Origin of the sequence: Staphylococcus marylandisciuri (genome assembly GCF_025519785.1) — a bacterium.
Lineage (GTDB): Bacteria > Bacillota > Bacilli > Staphylococcales > Staphylococcaceae > Staphylococcus > Staphylococcus marylandisciuri.
In genome coordinates this window covers 38,744-55,554 of sequence record NZ_JAOPKZ010000005.1, presented here as the reverse complement: position 1 = coordinate 55,554, position 16,811 = coordinate 38,744, and the positions used below count along the sequence as shown (strand labels likewise).

Below are 16,811 nucleotides of genomic sequence, written 5' to 3'. Positions count from 1 at the left end.
CCCCTCATTGCTCTTTCAGTTCTTCCAATTCGCCCCAACGCGCTAAATCTTCCTCATACATTGAAGATAAACGATGGCGTTCTTCATTTAATTCCTTAACTTTAGCATAATCAGCATTGCTTTCTATCATTTCTTCATCAATTTCAGTTAACCGTTGCTCTGTTTCATCTATGCGTTCAAGTAACATTTCATACTCTCTTTTTTCTTTATAAGATAGAGACTTTCGCTGACGTGTCTTATTCTGCTGCTTAGGCTTGTGTTGCTTTTTCTGAGACTTCTCTGCTTCCTGTGTTTTTTTATAACGCTCATAATCTTCAAAGGTTCCTAACACTCTCTCAATACGACCGTCATGTACATACCAATACTCATCTGCAACTTTATTTAGGAAATAGCGATCGTGACTAACTGTGATGACAGTTCCGCCGAAGTTAGCAATGTAGTCCTCCAGAATAGTCAATGTTTCAGTATCTAAATCATTCGTCGGTTCGTCTAGTAAGAGAACATTCGGTTGATGAACTAACAACTTAAGTAAATAAAGTCGTTTCTGTTCGCCACCAGAAAGCTTATATAACTTTTTCCCATGCGTATGGCTAGGAAATAAGAATCGTTCAAGTAATTGAGTAACTGACACCGATGTCCCATCTTGTTCTTTAGCTACTTCACTTTCTTCTCTCAGATAATCAATCAAACGAATATCACGATCTAACCGTTCCTCGGTTTGTTTAAAATAAGCGGTCTTGACGGTCTGTCCTATCGTTACTTTCCCGTCGTAGTCCTGATCTTCTCCGCACAATATGTTTAAGAGCGTCGTCTTGCCCGCACCATTAGGGCCTACAATTCCAATGTGTTGACCATTCTGAACAATCTGTGTGAAATGTTCAAACAAGACTCTATCATTCGTGCGCTTAGTCACATCTTCTAGCTCGATAACTTGTTTACCTAAGCGAGAGGAGGCTAAGTTAAGTGACGCTTTTTCTTTCTGATGATGATTCTTAACATCTTCTTCTAATTTAGCGAAACGATCTTTTCGTGCTTGTTGCTTAGTTGTCCGAGCTTTAACACCAGCACGCATCCACGCTAACTCTTGCTTATATAGTGATTTTTCTTTTTCTTGCTGCTTTTGTTCTTGTAATTCATTTTCTGCACGCTGTGCTATATAATCTTCGTAATTACCCGGATACTCTGTTAATTGACCGCGATCTAGTTCAATGATTCGGGTAGATACTTCATTTAAGAAATAGCGATCATGTGTAACAAATAACACTGTGTTTGGATACTGTCTGACATAGTTAATCAACCAATTAATAGATTCAAAATCTAGGTGGTTAGTAGGTTCATCAAGCAATAATAAATCAGGTTGTTCTATTAGAGTTTTCGCTAACGCTACACGTTTTTGTTGACCTCCTGACAAATCTTTAACAGGTTTTGTAGTTTCACTTATTCCTAATTTAAATAAGATCGTTTTAATTTCAGCACTATAATCCCACGCCTCATGGGTGTTCATGTCGTCCTGAGCTTTCATCATGTGATTCAAGTCTCGCTCAGATTGTGTCTGAGAATAACGTTGAACCGCGCGCTCGTATTCGCGTATGATTCGCGTTATAGTCGTGTCGGTTTCTAATATAGCTTCAAATACTGACACGTCTTCATTAAAAACTTGTTTCTGTGAAGAGTAGCGTATGGAGTAGTGGTTTGGATGTGAGATATCTGCTTGAAAGTCTTGATCAATTCCAGCGATAACTTTAAGTAACGAGCTTTTGCCCGTGCCGTTAATACCCACGAGACCGATACGTTCACCTTCAGATATAGATAAATGTAAGTCGTCAAATATGACTTTATCAGCATATGACTTATTTAGATTTTCAATTTTGTATGCTTCCATAAATCAATCTCCTTTATCTCACTCCAGTATTGAACACTATTAAAATGCCAGTTCTATACATTATACACCTTTTGACATTATTATGATACAAACCCATTACTTTCAACTTTAAATTTTATAATATAGTAATATATAAAGCTCTATCAAAGGCTTACATGCTTTATTAGCTTTAAAAAATTTATTATGATTATTATAAAAGTTAAAGGAGGAAAAACAATGTCACCTAATACATTAATCCTATTGCTTATCGTTCTATTAATCATAGCGATTGTCTTTCTCATCTATCAACGGCACAAAAGAAAAGAGGCAGAGCAATTTAACAGAGAACGTTGGGAGCATATTGATGCTAATGAAGCAGACCAGCGTATGAAAGCCAAAGGTTACAGTGATCAGGAACGCCGTGAACGATTTGAATATGCAAGAGAACACAATTTAATTAACAGTAATAATATGATGACAATGCTGATGTTTACCATGCTCATGAGTACTGCATTTAGCGTGGGCGCTCCTCTAGCTGAAAACTTAGCACATGCTAGCGAGGACGATGACCATGATAGTCACGATGATGATGACCATGACGATCATGATGACCACGACCATGATGACCATGACCACGATGACCATGACAGTGGGGGTCATGGTAGCGACGATAGTGAGAACGTGGCAAGTAACAGCGATAATGATGACACTTTCGGCGGAGGTTTTGGTGACCTGGGTGATGTAGGAGATTTCGGTGACTTCGGAGATTTCTAATTCTTCTGCGAGAGATAACTACGAGCTCATTTAGCTGTTTGTTGTACTCTTTACTACTTGTCTTGATATTCAATATAAATAATAAAGAAGCCAGCACTTAGTCTTAAGCCTAGAAAATACTTCAGGCTAGCATGACTAAAAAGTGCTGGCTAAAATTTTAAGAATATATTTGTAGATTGAAATAGTAATAAGTTATAGAGGTTGAGACATAAAGATTCTGTGCTCTCGGAAATCGATTAACGGCGGACCAACAGCAAGATTTCGTTGTCCCGACCTCTATCAATTTTTAAGCAACCTATTTCTTTTTCTCTTCGCCTTTTGGTCCTGATTTGTAGTTATAATCAGAAGGCTTAACTTTTTTGAAGTCTGGATTCTTGTAGAATCTGAATAGATCACCGTTGAGTACATTATCACTCATTTCAAGATCTTTAACTGTTTGTTGCTTACGTCTTTCAAAGTCTTTTGGTTTCTTAGTTACAGGTTGATTATCCTTGTTGGAGTAGATACGACCATTCACGTATTTATAATCTTTCGTTACGAAATCGCCGTTTCTAAATGGCACTGTATCATTGTGGTCTTTAGATAATAAATCTGTACCCATCATGAGGTAGTTGTTTGATTTAATACCTAATAGGTGGAGTAATGTTGGCATTACATCTTGTTGTCCTGCATACGTATGATCGACAGTTCCTTTCTTACCTGGAATCTTCAACCAGAAACCAGTACGGTTCAAGTCAGTGAATTTCGCTGGAGTTATCTTTTCTCCTAAAAGTTTCTCCATAGCATTATTATGGTTTTCAGAAATACCGTAATGGTCCCCATAAATCATAATAACAGAGTTCTTATAAACGCCTTTTTTCTTCAGATCGTTAATAAACTGTTCGAGTGACTGATCTAAGTAATGTGCTGTTTGTATATAACCATCAACCGTAGAATCACCTGTATCAGGTTTAGGAATTGAGGCATCCTTCTCTTTCAACGTGAACGGATAGTGGTTCGTCAACGTTATTAAGTGCGTATAGAACGGTTGTTTTTCTTTAGAGATGTAGTTCGCTGATTCTTTAAAGAATGGCTTGTCTTTAAGACCTAGGTTCTCTAAATTATCCTCAGACATATCATAATAAGTTGCGTCATAGAATTTATCGATACCAAAGTGTTTGTAAATTTGGTCTCGGTTCCAGAATGTTTTGTAGTCACCATGCATCACACTCGTAGTGTAACCTTGTTGTTGATGCAAGATAGCTGGTAGAGATTGATAAGTATTATCCCCTTTTAAAGAGTATGCAGAACCCTGTGCTAGACCATATAAACTGTTGTCCATCGTGAATTCTGAATCAGATGTCTTACCTTGACCTGTTTGATGGAAGAAATTTGGATAATATCTAAAATCATCATTACCACTAGACAATTTATTAATAAATGGTGTGACTTCTTGACCATTCACTTTCTTATTAACTAAGAAAGTTTGGAAGCTTTCCAAATGGATCTTGATTATATTTTTCTTTTTCGCTATTCCATAATATTCTGGATTAGGTTTTGTTCGCTTTTGTTTAGTGTAATTGAGAACCTTGGTTAAATCGTCTTCGTTAGCCAATGCTTTTTGCTGGTTGTTCTGAATTGTCTTAACTCCATCGTATACTGTGAAGTTATACGGCCCTAAATACTTTACAAGGTACTTGTGATCGAATGTACGAGTTAACAATTCAGGGCGATTTGACTCTGCAAATGCTAAGTTTAAGAAGAATAAAGCAACAGCAGCTGCCATGACAACTGGTACGAACTTTTTACTAAATGCCCGTTTATCTAACCATTTATGTTTAAATATTAAAATAAAAAGGTATACGATAATATCAATAAAGTAAACAAAGTCATACCACTTAAATGAGGCTCCTACAGCGCCTCCCATTGAATCAACATTCCCCACTTGGTTCAACGTGCTAAACGTCAAGAAATCAGAAAAGAATCTGAAGTATACGACGTTAGAATATAGCAGGAAGGTTAACAAGAAACCACCTATAAAAATAAACCAATACGCTTTTTTACCTTTAAATAATAAGAAGATACTTAATATTAAAGCGACTAAACTATATGGGTTCATCAACAATATTAAGTTTTGTACTAATCCTTTGACACCTAAAGAAAAGTCAACATAATATGAGAAATACGTTTTTAATGTAATTGTTAATACAGTTAATAGAAAAAACGCAAAAAGAGATAATTTCTTTTTGTGCTGGCCCATACTTGTTCCCCCGATTATTTAGATCGCTAGATTAAATCAGATTGAGCAAATTTAATCTAACCTCATATAATTTCATTTAGCCATTTCTAAACCTCCGATACACCTCATACTAACTGGTTATCGCGTGTTCAGAAACAACCTTAAACCCTCTCATTTATCAGCAATAATTACCATTGAGTATAATCAGTAATATTACTTTTACATTCACTAATTTTTACTTATCTATCTTTCTTTTACAATTTTTAAAAATTTTTAAAGTAGAGAAGTCCTATTTTATCAAAATAATGAGTTAGTTCAGTTTACTAATATATAGTAATTTATAGTAAATATCAAGCGGAAAGACACTTTCAACACTAAGCAAGGGAGCGGGACAGAATGTAATGTTTCAGCCTCTTTCAGCATCTTGGCAGTAGATGACTGATTTGAAAATGCGCTTGTATCAAGCTTTTTTCAATTCTAGTCATCCTTGCCGGGGCGGGACTACGAAATCTTTTTAGTCAAACTAGATTTCTGTCCCGCTCCCTCTTTCAGCATCTTGGCAGTAGATGACTGATTTGAAAACGCGCTTGTATCAAGCTTTTTTCAATTCTAGTCATCCTTGCCGGGGCGGGACTACGAAATCTTTTATTCAAATTAGATTTCTGTCCCGCTCCCCTCTGCTTTGTTATAGTCCCTAATTGTAACTGTTGAAGCATTATACGCTTCTTTACAATTTAAACCATCAGACTTAAGGCCTAACTATCAAAACAACAATTTTGTATGATCAGGTAATGAATGATCTTTACGACTTCATCATTTCTAACTGCATGCGATATTCAATACCATGAAACAATTGATTAAGCCAATGACTATATTTCATTAAATTAGCTTCAGCGGTTTGTACATCGATATACTGAAATTTGAGCCTCGTACCTTGATGTTTTTGCGCCAATTTAGATAAGTGATAGCTCGCAATTGTGCCGATTTGCGGATAGCTTCCTAAAGTGAAATGATCATTGAGCAAGATAATAGGTGTGCCATCTCTCTTAATTTGAATAGTCCCTCGTTTAACAGATTGATGGGCCGGCATGTCCTCATAGAACGCTTTAATTGCTTCACCTTCTACTAACATACCAATGCGATTCGCTTTACTTGTAACTTTGTAGTCACCAGCCGTGAAGCGACTAAGCATTTCTGATTCGAAATCTTCCGCGCCTTTGTTCAATACTACATGAAAGACATCAGACATGTAGTTGAATGACAGTGCATAACCATCCACTCCCCATGAGGCTTGATGCGTGGTAGCTAAATTTTCAAATAACTTACGGTGACGCTCAGTATAATTACGCTTCATATTAACCTCATCACCTTTTCTTAACTGACGTCCTTTGAAACCACCCACCTTAGATTTGAAATCTGTAGCTGTAGAGTGTAACCAATCTTCTAGCTCGTAACCGCCACCGATCGCTAGATAGAGACGTGAGACATTACGTGTATCGGTAAAGTCTAATACATCACCCTTTTCCATGAGATGAAGTTTGTTAGGATAGACTGTCATCCTTTGTGTTTCAGCTTTAAAGCTTCCTCCACAAATCGCTATCAGTGTCGGTTCTGTAAATCTTATACGTGCCATTCTATTGGTCATTTCGAGCGTTGCCTCTTCTTTATCATTCGCGACTAAGCGATTCGCAATTTCATGTGCTAGCGTATCCATTGCACCGCCAGGAATAACGCCCTCATGTTCATGACCATGTCTTCCTAAATCTTGAAAGCTTGAGAATAAGCCAGCATCTTCTATTATGATTGACATGGTTTGAAGCCTCCTAAATCAATATCATTCTCACTTATAGGTTTAAGCTTTACGTTATCCCCTAATTTAAATAACGCGAAATCTTTTTTGTGTGGATTAAATAACTCTATAGGTGTGTAACCGATGACCAACCAGTCACCATAGCTATCCGTTGTAGTTATGCCTGTCTTCTTACCTTCAATAATTACAGAACCAGCTGGTATAAACGTCTTCTCTTCGCCTGTGTGGTTAACAAACAAACGTTCATCCATCCCGGTTAAGTAAGGGAACCCAGGTGAGTATCCCATCATAGATACGAAATAGTTAGGTGCCGTATGTATAGTGATAAAGGATGAGTTATCCAACTGATGATATTCTGCTAATCTATCTAAATCAGGGCCATATTGACCGCCATAAATGACTGGCACTTGTGTCAACTGTTCATCATTGCGCTCATATTTAATTTCAAGTTGAATGGATTCAATTAGTTCTTTCATATAGAGATAAGGCGAAGCAATCTGATGATGTTTAATCATGTCTCGAGCGTCGTAACAGATCATCATGTCAGATTCAGTAGGTACAATTTCAGTAATAAACGGATAGCTTTGAGCGACGAGATAGCTTCTTAAAGCAAGTAAATCTCCAGTTAAGTCTTTCGAAACTTCTTTCTCAATAGAAACAACGATAGCTTGATCTCCCTGACTATATATTTTCATTTAACCCACCTCTTTGTACATTATTGATAAAGCAAATTTAAACCTTCACCTACATATTTAACGGTCTGATTTGGCACCTCTACATCATCGTTATGATAGTTGCGCCTCATTGTCACTGAATCAAGCCGCCATCATACTTCTTTCATTTTATAGATGAAATTTCACTTCGACAACCTCTCGTAGACTATTCATTAGATAAATATTGACTGATTTTTCTTTGATTTTCTCCTTTAATTCCTCAACCTGATAATCTTTAACCTTTACTTTACCTTGATCGAGAAGCGCTTGTCTCATACAACCAGATAACATATCTTCAGCAATAGATGGCGTGTACCAGTGGTTATTCTCTTCAACGATGAGGTTACCAATATCGAATTCTAATACTTTCCCGCACTTCGCGTATAAGAGTACGACATCTGTAGAGTGGTCGTGTGATAAATGAGCGCGTTCTGTCGTTTTATTAGTTAGTAGAAAACTAGGAATTGACTTAGGCAAAGGTTGAAACTTAGATGTGAAGTAAGACCTATGTGGCAGATGGGCTATTTCAATCTGAATAGCGCCAGTCGATGTAACTATCGTCTTAACTCTATACACACCTTGATGATAGCGTTTCTTTACTGCACTTAACTCTTTTCTCCATTGCGACGGCTTGAAAGGAAAGTTTAATGTATCACACGACTGAGTCAACCGTCGTTCATGATACGTTTCTCGTTTTATTTCACCATTTTCTAGTCTCATTGTTTCAAACAAATCCATCATAAATACTCCAGTATCTTCATTTTATCTTTAAATTCTTGAACTTCAGCCTTCGGGTCAGAATCTATAGTAATACCAGCGCCCACACCATAAATAGCTTCATTATCAATGTATTCTACGGTACGTATCGGCACGTTGAAGATACTGTTCCCACTCGGCAGTAACAACCCTAGTGTACCACAGTATATATGTCTCGGTGTTCGCTCTAATTTCGAAATATATTGCATAGTGTTGTGCTTAGGTGCACCCGTAATAGAACCACACGGAAAGAGCGCTTTAAGAACATCAATGAGTCCTATTCCATCCTGTACACGACCAGTAACCATAGATGTCATCTGATAAACTGTCTCATACCTTTCCACATTAAATAAATTATAGACTTGAACGCTGCCCGTTTGAGAAATACGCGAAATATCATTCCGTAATAAATCAACGATCATGACGTTCTCAGCTCGATCCTTAGAAGATGAACTTAGTTCCATATAATTTAATCGATCCGCCTCTGCATCATCTAAGCGTGGTCTAGTCCCTTTCATCGGTTTGCTTACTATCGATTTAGGTTGATCATTATATGTGCCATATTGAAAAAAAAGCTCCGGCGAAAAAGATGCTACTTGTACTTCCTCAGTATCAAACAAAGCTGCATAATTACCGTGCCCTCTGTGTATCAATTTTGAAAATAATGTAGAGATAGGTTGTCTAATTCGATCTGTTAAACGCGTAGTGTAATTCACTTGATATGTATTTCCTTCTTTAATAGCGCGCTGTATTTCTTTAATATGTTCAACTAACGTCTCGTCCTTTAGTTCAAAAGTAAACTGTTGTTGAGGTTTAAATTCACTTATTTCAACTCCTGTGTTCACATTTAGGGCTTTTGCAAAAACGTATGCCACTGCGAAGCAATTGCTATCTCGCTTAGGAATCACAACTGCCATCGTGTGATTAAACGCTTTTGCCGCTTCATAGGACAAGTACAGCGCCACATAATTACCCCGCTCTTGCATATATTGAGCAAAGTGAACCACTTCTTCTACCTCATCTAAATTTCTAGCTACCTGCTTTGCCTTGTACTCTTGTAACTCTAAATGATACACCTCATATTCCTCAGAATTTAAATAATATCGGTAATTAAACTGGATCTGCATGACTCTCACCTACTCGAGCTAAAAATAACTTTACTTGTTCAGCCCCGAACTCGCTTAATATAGATTCTGGATGATATTGCACGCCGAAAATGGGTAACTCTCGATGATTAATCGCCATCGCTACATTTTCTTCATTATACGCTGTGACTCTAAGTACGTGAGGTAAACAATCTAAGTCGATCATCAAGGAATGATAACGCATAACAGAAAAATCTTGGGGCAAATTATTAAATAAGCCCGAGCCATCGTGTTTTAAAGAAGTAGTATGACCGTGAACTGGTCTATAACTATGTATAATGTGACCTCCATAATACTGAACAATTAGTTGAAAACCTAAACAAACACCTAAAATAGGTATTATGTGTTCAAATTGTTCAATCACTTCAAATAGAATTGGATAATCTTCAGGGCGGCCTGGCCCTGGAGAAATAACGATTGCCTCAGGATTTAATGACTTAAGATGTGGAACTGATACACGAGCAACATTAACGACCCGTATTGAATCGTGAGTATTGCAAGCTAATAAATCAACTAGGTTATAAGTGAAAGAATCCTGATTGTCAATAACTACGAGCATCATCTAGCCTTCTCTCATTATTTAATATGCTTTTCAACTTCATTATCACAAATTCTTGCTTGATTTTACAATATAAATATATTATTCTTGTGAACGTATATTTTGCATGATGACAAAAATGATCGACGCTAGAGTACGCATTTTAAGTCTATACTTTTGAAAAAAATTTAATACAGAGGTTCCTAGCTTCAAACCCTCTATAAAAAACTAGACCCTTAAACCAAACAGCTAGAGTAACGTTTACCGAGTATTTTGAGGGTAATAGCTGACTGAAGCATGAAGTGCTAGCATTGAACTTCTTGGTAGTCAGTCACCTTAACCGTGGGCGGGAACATGAAATCATTTAAGAAGATTTCTGACCCGCCCTTTTTTATGTAAGAATGATAAGGAATCTTTTGAAGGAGCGCGAAATTGATATATGAACAACCAACATTTAAACAATAATAAAGCCATCGTCGTTTTTAGCGGCGGACAAGACAGTACAACTTGTTTATTTTGGGCACGTGAACATTTTAATGACGTCGAGCTAGTAACCTTTAAATATGGTCAACGACATCATCGTGAAGTTGAAGTAGCTGAGTCTATTGCAAAAGAACAAGAGCTCAAACATCACGTGTTAGACATGTCCCTCCTTTCCCAACTTACTCCTAATGCTTTAACTCAACCTGAGATGGAGATTGAACAAACAGAGGAAAGCGTGCCTAATACCTTTGTTCCTGCTCGAAATTTACTCTTTCTTTCATTCGCAGGAGCCTTAGCGTATCAATTAAATGCTAAACACATAATTACTGGTGTGTGTGAAACAGATTTCTCAGGTTATCCAGACTGTCGCGATAACTTTATTAAGTCCATGAACGTCACGCTTAGCCTGTCAATGGATAAAGACTTCGTCATTCATACGCCGTTGATGTGGCTAGATAAAAAGGAAACGTGGGCACTTAGCGATCAGTTAGGTGTACTCGATTACATACGTTATAACACATTAACTTGTTATAACGGGGTTATCGGTCAAGGATGCGGAGAGTGCCCAGCTTGCAAACTCCGTCAACGTGGACTTAAATCTTATTTAGAAGAAAAAGGAGTGGATTGAATTGTTCCAACAGATGTATCCCTCAATAAATCATCACTTTGCTTATGAATTAAACAAGGACTTCAACTTTTCAGCCGCACATTACATTCCTAGCGAAGACGCTGGTAAATGTATGCGTACCCATGGACATACCTACTTTGTCAATTTAACCATAGTTGGAGATAGCCTAGATCAGAATGGGTTCCTTGTGAATTTCAGTGAGTTAAAGCAACTCGTACACGGTCAATTTGACCACCAACTATTAAATGAGCTTCCTGCATTTAGAGATGTGAGTCCTTCTACAGAAATGGTAGCTAGAACGATATATGAAATAGTACAAGATCATCTCAAACAGCGTGACAATCACCCGAAATGCGCTCAAGTATTCGTTAGAGAAACACCTACGAGTTACGTAAAATATAGACCAGAGGAGTTTAGAAATGGCTAAAATACCAGTTCTAGAAATATTTGGCCCTACTATTCAAGGGGAAGGCAAAGTAATAGGACGAAAGACGATGTTCGTCCGCACAGCAGGTTGCGATTATCGTTGCGACTGGTGCGATTCTAGCTTTACTTGGGATGGAAGTGCTAAAGATGAAATAAAGATGATGACCGCTGAAGAAGTATACGCAGAACTCTGTGAAGTTGGAGGTAACAGATTTAATCACGTAACGATCAGTGGAGGTAACCCTGCTTTAATTAAGGGCATTCAAGGCTTAGTTGACATCTTTCAAGAGAACGGAATCTATACAGCACTTGAAACTCAGGGAAGTCAATTCCAGCCTTGGATGAGGCAGATCGATGATTTAACTATCAGTCCAAAGCCTCCTAGCTCTATGATGAAACCGAATCTTCCTATACTCGATGACGTCATCTCACAATGCATACATGACACCATCAATTTAAAGGTTGTTATCTTTGAAGAAGAAGACTTTAAATTTGCAGAAATGATACACAAACGTTATCCAACTATCCCATTCTATTTACAAGTCGGTAACCCTTATCTCGAAGGAGAACAAGTAGCAGATCATACTACGAAACTACTTTCCCTCTACGAAGATCTTGTCGAACGGGTAATCGAAAGTTCAGAGATGAACGATGTTTACGTCCTTCCACAACTACACACCTTATTATGGAGTAACACTAAGGGCGTTTAATTGAGTATGTTCAGTATTGAATGTCTAATGCTTATTTAAAAATCTCCCTCATTATATGGACGTTTATAAATGAATAAATGTATGTTAATTGATATAATGTTGCAATAAAGTATCTAAGTTAGGAGAACAGCATGCTGATACCAATCATTGTCGACATAGTTGCAGTCACTATCATCGTGGTGCTTGGGCTTTATCAAAGAAACTTCAAGCACTTTCATTTCACTACTATGCTCACTGCGATGACTATAACAAGCATAATTAATTTAATTATAATACAGAAATATGACTATATTAGTATTTATAGTGTCATCATGTTAATTCTTTGGACCGGTCTTCAATTGATAGTTGAACACCATAACGGTAGCGTACGATGTTCAAATCAAAAATACAGCGCTATCGTTTTAACCTACATATTGAGTTTATCAACTATACTAACCTTTAACATAAGTAATGAATCTTATTATATGTCGACACCATATCTCGCACCGGCGATATTTCTCATAGGAGCGATCATCCTTTTTGTGAGCACATTTAAACAAAAGGATCGCAATAAAGTTAAACCTATTCACAAACTATCTTACCCTGTCACTGTGGGAGAAATAATCATTATACTCTCCTTTACAACTATGACTATACTCACACCTTTGTGGTATATCTTTTTAATTACCCATCTGATTTTTATAATGTTTATTTTACGGACGAAATTATTTTTTATTAAAAATGATTAACATCAAAACAAGATGGGTATAATGTACCAGCAACCAAGATAGTTAGGAGGTTAAAAGATATGAGTTTTATCGTTATGTTAATCGTCGGTGGTCTCATCGGCTGGTTAGCCGGTCTTATCGTTGGTAAAGACATTCCTGGTGGTATCATCGGTAACATTATCGCTGGTATCATAGGTTCTTTCTTAGGCCAATGGATATTCAAATTATTTGGTGCTGAGAATTTCGGACCACATCCAGGTAACATTCACATTATCCCAGCGTTAATTGGTACAATTGTATTAGTATTAATTGTTTCATTTATCGTTGGTAAGTTACGTGGAAACAAATAATTACCTACAATACTTAACCCGAGATTAATTGTTAAATAGTTATTCGGGAAATGAGTCTGGGACAGAAATCCCAGAAAAAAATAGCACTCAGATGATTTAATTCATTTCATCTGAGTGCTTCTTTTTATCCTATACTTCGTATTATTGGGTCGCTTTCCTAGGGTGCCGTCTCAGCCTCGGTCTTCGACTGGCACTGCCCCAACTGACAATGTTTGAAGGGAGCGGGACAGAAATCCCAGCCTCTTCAACATCTCGGCAGTAGATGACTGATTTGAAAATGCGCTTGTATCAAGCTTTTTTCAATTCTAGTCATCCTTGCCGGGGCGGGACTACGAAATCTTTTTATTCAAATTAGATTTCTGTCCCGCTCCCTCTTTGTTGGGGCCCCCGGCCCAAATCTTAATCGCTTTAGTCCAAACCTCTTTTATTCTACTATATTTTAATGATTCAACACTATGTTAATTATCTTCTTCTACTTCATCATCTTCTGCCGTATAACGCGTAGCATTATATTCATATTTTAAAATAACACTTATAATTTGGTGGTTATCAATTTCTGAAATAATCCATCGATCAAATATCGTATCCACATAGTCATTCTGCTGAAGGTTAGTGTTATGCGCTTGTAACCAGCCACCGATTGTATCAATATCTTCAGAATCTTCGAATTCTATACCAAATTGATCATGTATATCATCTAGTAATACGCGGCCATTAATCTGGTATGTTTCTTCATTTCTCTTCACTATATCATTAACCTCATCGCTATCGAACTCATCACGAATTTCACCGACGATTTCTTCAAGAATATCTTCCATAGTTAAGATACCAGCAGTACCACCGTATTCATCAATAATTAAGCTCATGTGCACATGCTCTCGCTGCATGCGAATCAAAGCATCGCTGATACGCGTCGTTTCCGATATCATAGGTAATTCGTGAATGTAATTACTGATCTTAATGGCTTCACCTGAGGCATATTCAGTAAGGAATTCTTTAACATTAATGAACCCTTTGACGTGGTCTTTATCTCCATCTTCTGTGATAGGATAACGAGTGAATTGATGGGCTTTAATCGTCTCAAGCAACTCGTCAACGTTAAAAGGTTCGTTCAACGTCGTCACTTGTGTACGTGGAACCATAATATCTTTAGCGTGACGTTCATCAAATGAGAAGATATTCTGCATGTATGCTAACTCAGTTTGATTAATTTCACCGCCGTTGTAACTATTATTAATTATAATTTTGATTTCTTCTTCAGACATCGCATCATTATCTGCATCAGGATCAACACCTAGCATTCGAATGATGAGACGTGCTGAACCATTCATTAACCAGATGAGTGGTTTCATTATCATGCCAAAATAGTAAAGTGGTCTAGAATAAACTAACGCTAGCTTTTCGGTATGTTGAATAGCAATAGACTTAGGCGCTAATTCCCCCAGCACAACATGTAAATAAGTTACCAGTATAAAAGCGATGACGAAAGCTAAAGTAGTTTGTACTGGCTCTGGCATTGGAAAAAGATTGAATAGGGGGCTAAGAATTTTCTTAAACGTAGGTTCCCCTAACCAACCTAAACCGAGTGAGGTCACAGTTATACCGAGTTGACATGCTGAAAGATAGTAATCGAGGTTGTGAATCATCTTCCTTACAACTTTCGCACTTCCATTCCCTTCAGCTGCAAGCTGTTCAATTCGACTTGATCTCACCTTTACTAACGCAAATTCTGACCCCACAAAGACTGTGGTTAATGCAATCAAAATAATAAATACTACTAAACTTATTATGGTCGATGTTTCCAATTAGTTCCCCTTATTTAGGGATTCACCTCCAATTATTATCAATGCCACAACGGGACACTTGTGTGATTCGCGCATTCTTTCTGCTTCTTAAATTAGATTTCATTAAATCCTTCCCATTATGGCACCTCCCTAAAAAAGACGTATTGTATCTATAATAGCACACTGTAAAGGTTCGGACAAAACAACTAAGGTCATATTCTTTCAAACAACATATTTATAACTTATCCGAGTCATTTAGATCGTCGTTGTAAAAACCTATTACCTTTAATCAAATCGGTATGGTTTGCCGCCTTTAATAGTAGTCATCACCTGACTACTATGATCTAGTATGACCAAATCAGCATCCTTACCTACCTTTAAACTCCCCTTTTGATCAGAAACACCTAATGCTTGAGCTTGGTTTAGACTAGTCACACGCCATAATTCCTCTAGGGAAGCACCAGTATACTGTTTGAGGTTCTCTAGCCCCTCATTCATCCGTAAAATACTTCCTGCTAAAGAACCAGTAGCGAGTCGAGCTTCAGATCCTTTAACGTGAACTGTTTGCCCTCCTAAATCGTATGCTCCTTCTGGCATACCTTTCGCTCTCATCGCGTCAGTAATGAGATAGAAACGTTGATTTCCTTTTTGTTTGTACGCAATAGCTACCGCTGCTGGATGAGAGTGAACACCGTCTACAATAATTTCTGTGGCTAGGCGTTCATTCGTCCAAGCCGCACCGAATACTCCTGGATTACGATGTTCGAAAGACGTAGCCGCATTATAGAGATGTGTAATATGTTGTGCCCCATACTCAACTGCTTGATTCGCTTCTTCAAATGTCGCTGCAGTGTGCCCCATCGAGAAGATGATCTCTTCGTGTAAAGCTTCTACAGTTTCTAGCGCCCCCTCTACTTCTGGAGCAAAGGTAATTATTTTAATGAGTTGATTTGCTACGTCTTGAAAATGTTGAACTTTCTTCACTGAAGGTCGCTGAACGAAAGCTGGATTCTGTGCTCCCACCTTGTGTTCAGAAATAAATGGACCCTCTAAATGTATCCCTAGTATTTCCGCTCCTTCTGTGCGGTTCTGTTTATCTTTATATCGGGCGATTGTACGCAGTGCTTGTTCAACATTCTCATCAGATTGAGTCATCGTAGTAGCGAGAAAACTAGTGGTTCCCTCAGATAGAAGGTTCTTGGCTAGGTGTTTAAGACCTTCCTCAGAAGCATCCATCACATCTTCACCGTACCCCCCGTGAATATGAATATCTATAAAACCCGGTATAATGTGATGACCCTGAGCATCAATTGTTTCTAATTGACCCTCGTAATCTCCTTCTTCAATTGCAGTGATTTGGCCATTTTTAACCTTTATATAACCTTTTGGGAGCACGTGCTCTTCAGTATAAAGTCTACCGTTGGTAATGACATATTCCATTATTCACCCTTCTTTATATTTATAGTGGTATTTTCATTTTACAATAACATCACGTACTACGCACCTTTTTGACAACTAGAAAGAAGAAGAGAACATAAAAAAATTGGGCGAGAAAATAAAAAATAATTACATCAAGTAAAATATGTTCTGAGAGGCTGAGATATAACTAGACGAGTGGATTCACATAACATATTGGTTTATGTACAGCAGCTAATTGAAGTTCACATATGTAGTAAAGCCCACGAGTTGAGCTATGGTTGTCGGGCGTCCATACATTGGAGTCTATTTACAAATAAAGCTGCCATTCTGGTCTCAATTAGAGAAAGGAAGCGTCCTCACACAAGCTCAATTCCATGCTAACTATACTTGTTAAATGTAGTACAACTCCAAAGTTGTCACTTATGTAAACTAGCTTATAGAAAAAGACGAGGTTGAGACCTAAAGTTACTGTACTCTGGGAAACCGATG

At 37.6% G+C, this 16,811-nt stretch carries 15 protein-coding genes; 6 read left to right on the top strand and 9 right to left on the bottom strand.

Annotated elements, in window-relative coordinates; all coding sequences use genetic code 11:
- Positions 1-4: 4 nt before the first annotated feature.
- Positions 5-1,882, bottom strand: a complete 1,878-nt coding sequence (locus N9R04_RS03785) for an ABC-F family ATP-binding cassette domain-containing protein (protein ID WP_262855215.1) — start codon at positions 1,880-1,882, stop codon at positions 5-7.
- Between the two features lie 216 nt (positions 1,883-2,098).
- On the opposite strand from N9R04_RS03785, the gene N9R04_RS03780 reads away from it, so the two are divergent.
- A complete protein-coding gene (locus N9R04_RS03780; protein ID WP_262855214.1) occupies positions 2,099-2,635 on the top strand; it encodes a hypothetical protein in 537 nt (178 codons plus the stop codon).
- A 295-nt stretch (positions 2,636-2,930) separates the two neighbouring features.
- Here N9R04_RS03780 and ltaS read toward each other — a convergent pair whose 3' ends face one another.
- From ltaS to N9R04_RS03750, 6 genes are all read right to left on the bottom strand, one after another.
- A complete protein-coding gene (ltaS, locus tag N9R04_RS03775; RefSeq protein WP_262855213.1) occupies positions 2,931-4,874 on the bottom strand; it encodes a polyglycerol-phosphate lipoteichoic acid synthase LtaS in 1,944 nt (647 codons plus the stop codon).
- Positions 4,875-5,655: 781 nt separating this feature from the next.
- A complete protein-coding gene (locus tag N9R04_RS03770) occupies positions 5,656-6,663 on the bottom strand; it encodes a 5-oxoprolinase subunit C family protein (RefSeq protein WP_262855212.1) in 1,008 nt (335 codons plus the stop codon).
- Positions 6,651-7,358, bottom strand: coding sequence for a 5-oxoprolinase subunit B family protein (locus N9R04_RS03765; protein WP_262855211.1), 708 nt, complete (start codon positions 7,356-7,358; stop codon positions 6,651-6,653). The genes N9R04_RS03770 and N9R04_RS03765 overlap by 13 nt, the downstream gene beginning before the upstream one ends.
- 147 nt (positions 7,359-7,505) lie before the next feature.
- The gene (locus tag N9R04_RS03760) at positions 7,506-8,114 is read right to left on the bottom strand and encodes an aminotransferase class IV (RefSeq protein ID WP_262855210.1); all 609 of its coding nucleotides are present in this window, start codon (positions 8,112-8,114) and stop codon (positions 7,506-7,508) included.
- Entirely contained in the window at positions 8,114-9,259 is a 1,146-nt protein-coding gene (locus tag N9R04_RS03755; protein WP_262855209.1) for a chorismate-binding protein, read from the bottom strand. The genes N9R04_RS03760 and N9R04_RS03755 overlap by 1 nt, the downstream gene beginning before the upstream one ends.
- Positions 9,243-9,836 carry an anthranilate synthase component II gene (locus tag N9R04_RS03750; protein WP_262855208.1) on the bottom strand — a complete coding sequence of 198 codons (594 nt, stop codon included), beginning with the start codon at positions 9,834-9,836 and terminating at the stop codon, positions 9,243-9,245. Before N9R04_RS03750 ends, N9R04_RS03755 begins: the two co-directional genes overlap by 17 nt.
- Positions 9,837-10,254: 418 nt before the next feature.
- Between N9R04_RS03750 and queC the strand changes: the two genes are divergently transcribed.
- The 5 genes from queC to N9R04_RS03725 all read left to right on the top strand — a co-directional run bounded on the left by queC (position 10,255) and on the right by N9R04_RS03725 (position 13,119).
- A complete protein-coding gene (gene queC, locus N9R04_RS03745) occupies positions 10,255-10,926 on the top strand; it encodes a 7-cyano-7-deazaguanine synthase QueC (RefSeq protein WP_262855207.1) in 672 nt (223 codons plus the stop codon).
- A 1-nt stretch (position 10,927) separates the two neighbouring features.
- Positions 10,928-11,353 carry a 6-carboxytetrahydropterin synthase QueD gene (gene queD / locus N9R04_RS03740; protein WP_262855206.1) on the top strand — a complete coding sequence of 142 codons (426 nt, stop codon included), beginning with the start codon at positions 10,928-10,930 and terminating at the stop codon, positions 11,351-11,353.
- Positions 11,346-12,062 (top strand): 7-carboxy-7-deazaguanine synthase QueE, encoded by a 717-nt coding sequence (gene queE / locus N9R04_RS03735; protein ID WP_262855205.1) that lies wholly within the window; start codon positions 11,346-11,348, stop codon positions 12,060-12,062. The genes queD and queE overlap by 8 nt, the downstream gene beginning before the upstream one ends.
- 131 nt (positions 12,063-12,193) lie before the next feature.
- Positions 12,194-12,790 carry a hypothetical protein gene (locus N9R04_RS03730; protein WP_262855204.1) on the top strand — a complete coding sequence of 199 codons (597 nt, stop codon included), beginning with the start codon at positions 12,194-12,196 and terminating at the stop codon, positions 12,788-12,790.
- 59 nt (positions 12,791-12,849) lie between these two features.
- Positions 12,850-13,119: a GlsB/YeaQ/YmgE family stress response membrane protein gene (locus N9R04_RS03725; RefSeq protein WP_262855203.1), complete on the top strand. Its 270-nt coding sequence runs from the start codon at positions 12,850-12,852 to the stop codon at positions 13,117-13,119.
- A 458-nt stretch (positions 13,120-13,577) separates the two neighbouring features.
- Here the strand turns inward: N9R04_RS03725 and N9R04_RS03720 are convergent, their stop codons facing one another.
- Together N9R04_RS03720 and nagA are read right to left on the bottom strand one after the other, a co-directional pair.
- The gene (locus tag N9R04_RS03720; protein ID WP_262855202.1) at positions 13,578-14,924 is read right to left on the bottom strand and encodes a hemolysin family protein; all 1,347 of its coding nucleotides are present in this window, start codon (positions 14,922-14,924) and stop codon (positions 13,578-13,580) included.
- Positions 14,925-15,188: 264 nt separating this feature from the next.
- Complete coding sequence (gene nagA, locus N9R04_RS03715; protein ID WP_262855326.1) at positions 15,189-16,346, bottom strand: N-acetylglucosamine-6-phosphate deacetylase; 1,158 nt, start codon at positions 16,344-16,346, stop codon at positions 15,189-15,191.
- Positions 16,347-16,811 lie beyond the last annotated feature (465 nt).

What these genes read in the sequence shown, in the direction of transcription:
- N9R04_RS03785 (WP_262855215.1), bottom strand. Translation starts at nt 1,882, where the DNA reads ATGGAAGCATACAAAATTGAAAATCTAAATAAGTCATATGCTGATAAA.
- N9R04_RS03780 (WP_262855214.1), top strand. Translation starts at nt 2,099, where the DNA reads ATGTCACCTAATACATTAATCCTATTGCTTATCGTTCTATTAATCATA.
- ltaS (WP_262855213.1), bottom strand. Translation starts at nt 4,874, where the DNA reads ATGGGCCAGCACAAAAAGAAATTATCTCTTTTTGCGTTTTTTCTATTA.
- N9R04_RS03770 (WP_262855212.1), bottom strand. Translation starts at nt 6,663, where the DNA reads ATGTCAATCATAATAGAAGATGCTGGCTTATTCTCAAGCTTTCAAGAT.
- N9R04_RS03765 (WP_262855211.1), bottom strand. Translation starts at nt 7,358, where the DNA reads ATGAAAATATATAGTCAGGGAGATCAAGCTATCGTTGTTTCTATTGAG.
- N9R04_RS03760 (WP_262855210.1), bottom strand. Translation starts at nt 8,114, where the DNA reads ATGGATTTGTTTGAAACAATGAGACTAGAAAATGGTGAAATAAAACGA.
- N9R04_RS03755 (WP_262855209.1), bottom strand. Translation starts at nt 9,259, where the DNA reads ATGCAGATCCAGTTTAATTACCGATATTATTTAAATTCTGAGGAATAT.
- N9R04_RS03750 (WP_262855208.1), bottom strand. Translation starts at nt 9,836, where the DNA reads ATGCTCGTAGTTATTGACAATCAGGATTCTTTCACTTATAACCTAGTT.
- queC (WP_262855207.1), top strand. Translation starts at nt 10,255, where the DNA reads ATGAACAACCAACATTTAAACAATAATAAAGCCATCGTCGTTTTTAGC.
- queE (WP_262855205.1), top strand. Translation starts at nt 11,346, where the DNA reads ATGGCTAAAATACCAGTTCTAGAAATATTTGGCCCTACTATTCAAGGG.
- N9R04_RS03730 (WP_262855204.1), top strand. Translation starts at nt 12,194, where the DNA reads ATGCTGATACCAATCATTGTCGACATAGTTGCAGTCACTATCATCGTG.
- N9R04_RS03725 (WP_262855203.1), top strand. Translation starts at nt 12,850, where the DNA reads ATGAGTTTTATCGTTATGTTAATCGTCGGTGGTCTCATCGGCTGGTTA.